Below are 6488 nucleotides of genomic sequence, written 5' to 3' on the forward strand. Positions count from 1 at the left end.
TGATGTATTGGCGAGGAAGTCATCTTTCAGTCCATCTAGGTGCTCTAAGCGCTGAATAACGGCTTGCTCCATGGCGATTTTCTCTTCGGCCCGTTGCAGCTTGCGTTGCTGTGCGCGAACGAATAAAGCTAAAGCCCCTAAAATACCTAGTGCATAAAGTGTGTAGGCCCACCAGGTTTTCCATGGTGGCGGTAAAATGGTAATCGCAATGGAATCGCCGGTTTCATTCCATACGCCTTCGTTGTTAGAGCCGCGTACGCGGAAAATATAGTGGCCTGCATCGAGGTTGGTGTAGGTGGTTGTGCGGCGATCACCGGCTTGTACCCAGTCTTTATCAAAACCTTCCAGTTGATAGATGTACTGGTTTTTTTGCGGCATAGTGTAATTTAATGCTGCGAAATCAAATGAAAATACAGACTGTTGGTAATTAAGGGTAATGGCTTGTGTTTGGGTGATAGCCTGTTGCAGTGGCGAGTCTTTTTGGGCAATGGGCGCGGGCCGATTAAAAATATCAAAGCCCGTGATTTCAACGGGCGGCGCCACGGTATTTTGTGCAATATTTAGAGGGTTAAATAAAGTTAAACCCTTAGAGCTGCCGAAGATTAAATCGCCGCTGCGGGTTTTAATACAGGTGGGGCGCTTGTATAAGCTGCCGGGTAGGCCGTGCTCTTCGGTATAGGTTTTAAAGCTGTTATCTTCGGGATTAAAACGGCTTAGGCCGCGACCGGTACCAAACCAAATGAAGCCGTTGTCGTCGCTAATGATGCCGCCAACGCGATCATCGGGTAGGCCGTTTTTGGTGGTGAAGTGTTCGAATATTTTGTTTTCACGGTTGTAGCGGTTAAGGCCGTTGGCGCCGGTGGCAATCCATAGGTTGCCATTACTGTCTTCGCCGATGGCGCTAATGTAACCCTGGCTTAGGCTATCGGGTTGGTCTGGGTTGTGCTCAAAGCGTTCAAAGCGGCCTGTTCGGCGGTTCATTCGGTGTAGGCCTAAGTCGCCACCCACCCAAAATTCGCCACGGCTATCCTCAAAAAGTGCATTTACGCCCAAATTTAATAGGCTATTCGGGTTGTTTGCATCGTTGGTGTAATGCTCAAAATCATCGGTAGCTGGGCGATAGCGGCTAATGCCGTGGCCGCCACCTAGCCAAATATCGCCTTTTTTATCTACCAATAGTGTGCGAACAACATTGTCTCGAAGGCCGTTGGGCTTGCTGGGGCTGTGTTTGTATTGTTTAAAATCATCGCTCTGGGGTTGGTAGCGAGCAAAGCCGCCACCCCAAGTACCAAGCCAAATATTCCCTTCGTTATCTTCAACTACAGCGGTTACTGGGTCTGCTGGAACGGTTGTGGGGTTGTTGGCCTGATGGAGGTAGCGCGTAATTTTACCGGTTTGCAGTGCGATGTGATTGAGTCCGCCTTCGGTGCCTACCCAAAGGTCGCCAGTACGGTCTTCGGTAACGCCGAGAATATCGCTATTACTCAGGCTGTTGTCATCGAAGGGGTTGGTTTGAAAGTTGGTAAAAGCGCTCGCGTAGCGGTCGAGCTGTGTAATGCCCGCAGGGTAGTGGCCAAACCATAGGCCGCCTTGATTGTCTTCAAAGATCGAGCGAATTTTATTGTTGATGGGACCGCCACTTTTACCCGCCTCGCGAGTGTAGCGATCAAACCCTTGTTGTTCGCCACGATAAATACTTAAGCCGCCTCCGTCGGTGGCCACCCAAAGGTTTTCGTTGCTGTCTTGGTTGATGTTGCGAATAAGGTTGCCGCTAAGCGAGCGCGGGTTGTTGGGGTCGTTATGGTATTGGGTAAATGTACCAGTTTGCGCATTTAAAAGGTTAAGGCCGTTGTCTGTGCCCACCCAAATGCGGCCGTGGTTATCCTCAAATACGCTATTCACTTTGCCGTTACTCAAGCTGGTTGAATCGTTGGCAACTGCAGGGTAATGGGTGAATTGCTCGGTATTGGGGTTGTAGCGGCTTAACCCTTGTTCTTTTGCGCCTAGCCAAACGTTGTCGTGACTATCGACATAAACGGTTAACAGGGCATCGCTGAGCACGCTATTACGGTTGTTGGTGTCGTGTTTGAAGCGTGTAAATGTCTTGCCGTTATGAGGCAGGAAGGCAAGGCCGCCGCCATCAGTAGCTAACCAATAGTTGTGATTAGAATCTTGCGCAATATTCCATACCCAGTTGTGGTTCAGGCTATTGGCATCGCTGGGGTTGTGCTCGAACCGTGTGAACTGGTCTTTGTTGGCATCGTAAAGGTTAAGGCCCCAAAGAGTGGTTACCCAAAGCTGCCCTTGCTCATCAACCAGTAAATCGGTGACGTAATTATTACTAAGGCTGTTTTTATCTTCGGCGTTATGGCGGTACAGCTTTAGGTTGTAGCCGTCGTAGCGGGCCACCCCGCCAGCGCCACCAAACCAAATGAAACCTTGTTTATCTTCTACGGTAGCCCATTGGCCACCAATTAAATCGATTTCGGGGTGGTCTAAGGCCTTAAAGCGCATGCGCGCGTTGTAGCTACCCGGCGGCTCGTTTGCTGTGCTGCCATCTTTAATGATTGCGGCTGATGAAGTGGATTGCGCAAAAGCAACCGGCGAGAGCGTGGTGCTGAGTGCGATAGCGATTAACCAAGGCTTGAAGCGCTGGTTAAGGTCTAAGCTCTTGCGAATAAAGGGCTGCTGTAAACGGCCCGAATGCGTAGTTGAAATAGTGTTCATCACTAGCGAAGCAGTCTCATCAGTAAGCGTACGTAGTTTATGACATGCCGCTTGTAGGTCGCGGTTACGTCTTAATAGAGTATAGCTATTGGGGCGATAAACGCGTTCTTTCCGCTAATCGGTAAAGCTTTATATCAATTTTTTATAGCTACTCTCACTGTCTGGTTCTATTGAGTATAGATCATGGGTTGCCATTTATTTCTTTTGCGCATATTGATCTCGCTAACGCGACTTTTTGGTTGTTAGAGGTGGCGCAGTATTCATTTTTTTTAGCTTAACTTGCCTTTAAGTTATTAAAAAAGCCTATCAGTTATAGGGTTGGTTATTTTATGGTTATAAAGTACTAAAAAATTACATTTTTAATTTCCTTTACGCTGGTACGTTCGTCGCGACCTACATTGCACAAAAATCATCATTTGATTAGTATTTGAACGTTACTTACGTTTTTGGCGTTTCTATCGTCTTTGAAATAGCTTTTTAGAATTACAGACGTGACTTTAATATCATTTTTATTTAGTCATAAAGTATGTGTTTTTGTGGTGTGTTTAGGAGCTTACCTATGGGATTAACGAATGTAATCCAACGTTTAACCGGTATTTGTGTGTTGGCGGCGGGGGGAATCCCCCTCACGGCACAAGCGGCTTTGGACTTCAGTAGTTTTACGTGTGATACCCCCGGCGAGCAGCTGTCTACTTTGCCTAACTCTAATGAGCGCGTCATGGTATACGCGTACCACAAGGGCTATTTGATTAGCCATGATTGGGGTACGGGTGTTATGAAAAACTACGACCTCGAGAACCCAAGGCAGCCACGCCAGGAGGGGGGAGATCAGCGGCCCGGTAACGCTGGGCACCACCATTACATGGGTGTGGGTACCATTGTTGGTTTCAACTGGGCCGGTGTTAATCAAACTGATTTAGACGATGTGCCTAACTTTAATAGCGAATCTATCGTGGATGGCACCGACGAAGCATTTATGGTTGGTGATGCCTCTAACGGCCATCATTCGGAGCTTATTTCTTTTTACCCTTACGGTTTTGGTAGTGTTCCAACGGCTTATGAATTCGACCATAAACCTGTTATGACCATTCACGATCTACGTTTACCGGGTAACCCTAAGATTGGTGAAATTAATGTACAAGACGACCTTGGTTTTCAGGGTCGAGTCAATATGGTGGGTAATTTATTAATTGTTCGCGGCGATAATCTAACGGGCTCGGGTGTGGGCGTTTACGATATTAGTGATCCCGCTAACCCTGTATTACTGGATAAAATTCGTGATCGTAGCTACCCCTTTGGTGGCCAGTGGGCTATAGGGCGTGCCTACGATACGATGCCCATGTATAAAAATTACATTGTAAATGCCATGAATGGCGATACGGGCTTTCAGCGTTCTGTTGATATTATCGATTATTCAGACCCTAGTAATTTACGCCATGTTTCTTCGGCGGATTACAGCGGCCCAAGCCTACGTTACCCTAACTTTAAAGATGATCACATGTACGTTGGCGAGGCCAAAGTGGATATGCGCACCTTCGAAGAGGTTGAGCATTTCCCTTGGGCGTATGGTGAATATTTAATGCCAATAGGAAACTTATTGGTGGCTGCTGGCCAGTATCGAATGAATACTGCTGGCGTTTATTGTAATGAGCGCGAACCGGATACCCGTGCACCGGAGGTTGGTTGGACTAACCCGCGCCCTAATGCGACTAACCTACATGTTAAAACCCGTGTTGGGGTGATGATTCACGAAACGTTAGATATCAGCACTATTAATGAAGACAATTTTCAAATACGCACACTGTCTGGTGATGCTGTGCCATCTGACGTGAGCTGGTGGAGTAATCAAACGATTAATGTCACACCACGCGAGCCATTAGAGCCCAATACAACATATGAATTTTTCATGCGCAATGACGGCGTGAAAGATGTTGCTGAAAATGGCCTTGCTGAGGATTACAGCTTTTATTTTTCAACGGGCAGTCAGATTTCTGGTAATGCTCCGCCTGTGATTAATGCCGTAGATGTAAGTAGTGCAAGTATTATTGCTGGTGATGCCGTTACGCTTACCGTTGACGCGAGTGATGATGGCGCACTTACCTACGATATTGATTGGGGCGATGATAACTCTGATCGAGGGTTAACGAATTCAACGATTTCGCATACCTATGCAGCTTCAGGTATTTACTTCGTCAATGTTGAAGCTTTTGATTCTAGTGGTGGTAAATCGACCAAAGTGGTTCGTATTGTTGTCGAGGCCGCCGAGATTGAGAAAAATTTATCATCATCAACGATTATTTTTGATGGTAAAAATAACCGAGTGCTCAATGTTAACCCCGACAACAATACCATTACGGCTGTTAATGCGAGTACCGGTGAAAAGCTATTTGAACGTGCGGTAGGTAATGATCCGCGCGGCCTTGCGTTAGATGGCGCGGGAAATATTTGGGTGGCGAACCACGACGATGGCACGATATCCGTTTTAAACAGTAACGGTAATTTACTAAAAACCATTGCCTTGCACCCTGGTGCTAAACCTATAGCGATTTTAATCGCACCCAATCAATTGGCGGGTTATGTATCGGCGCAAGGTAGTGGTGTTATTTATAAATTGAATGTGGCTAACCAATCGTTAGTGGGCGCGCTCTCCGTTGGGGCTTACCCCTATGCGATGGCAATGACGGCCGATAGCCAAACATTGCTGGCTACGCGCTTTATTTCGCCGCAAAACGAGGCTCAAGTTTATCGTGTACGCACCTCGGATTTCACCATTGAAGCGACAATTAAAATTGCGGCTGATACCACAAGCCTAGATACCAGTACCAGCGCCCGCGGTGTAGTGAATTATTTAATGGGTATTGCGATTGAGCCCGGTACTAATATCGCTTGGGTGACGGGCAAAAAAGATAATGTTTTTCGCGGTATGGTTCGCGATGGTAATTTTGGTAATTTCCAAAACTCTGTGCGCTCTGTGATAGCTAAAATTGATTTAAATACCAATGCAGAAGTCCCTAATTCAAAATTTGATATTGATAATGCTGAAATTGCCAGCGCTATTGCTTTTAGTCGCGGTGGTGAAATCGCCTATGTTACTAATCAGGGTAATAACCGGCTTTCGGCTTATGATGTTTCAACGATGCAGGGCATCGACCTGATTAATATGGGACTCTCACCTAAAGGTATCACGGTGGCCGATAATGGCGATGTTTTTACCCATAACTTTTTATCGCGAAGCGTTAGCCGGTTAACGTTGTATACCGGAAGTGGCGGCAGCCTGTCGGCCTTTGAAGAATTAAGTCATACCAATACCGTCAGTAATGAAGTGTTGTCGGCTGAAGTTTTGAAGGGTAAGCGCTTGTTTTACGATACTGCGGATACGCGTATTGCGATGGAGGGGTACTTATCTTGTGCTACTTGCCATACTGATGGTGCGAGTGATCATCGCGTTTATGATTTTACCGATCGCGGTGAGGGTTTACGTAATACGATTAGTATGCGTGGTCGTTCTGGTACGGGTCATGGGCGCGTGCATTGGTCGGCTAACTTTGATGAAATTCAAGATTTTGAACACGATATTCGTTTTGCCTTCTTGGGTTCTGGTTTAATCGATAACGATGCTTTTGCGAATGCTAATACAACGCTGGGTAATCCTAAGGCCGGTCTTTCAGAAGATTTAGATGCGCTCTCTACCTACGTGACTTCGTTAGATAGTTTTGCTTTTAGCCCGCATCGTAATAGCAACGGCAGCTTAACGGCGGCGG

The 6488-nt window shown here is 46.7% G+C and carries 2 protein-coding genes; one reads left to right on the plus strand and one right to left on the minus strand.

Annotation, left to right across the window (positions count from 1 at the left end; translation table 11 throughout):
* The coding region (locus tag AC3A8L_RS16330; protein WP_487963339.1) for a ligand-binding sensor domain-containing protein at positions 1-2727 on the minus strand (2727 nt) is incomplete at its 3' end.
* 559 nt (positions 2728-3286) lie between these two features.
* Between AC3A8L_RS16330 and AC3A8L_RS16335 the strand changes: the two genes are divergently transcribed.
* Positions 3287-6488: Ig-like domain-containing protein (locus AC3A8L_RS16335; protein ID WP_487963340.1), on the plus strand; the 3202-nt coding region annotated here is incomplete at its 3' end.

Source organism: Marinagarivorans sp. (assembly GCF_982758155.1).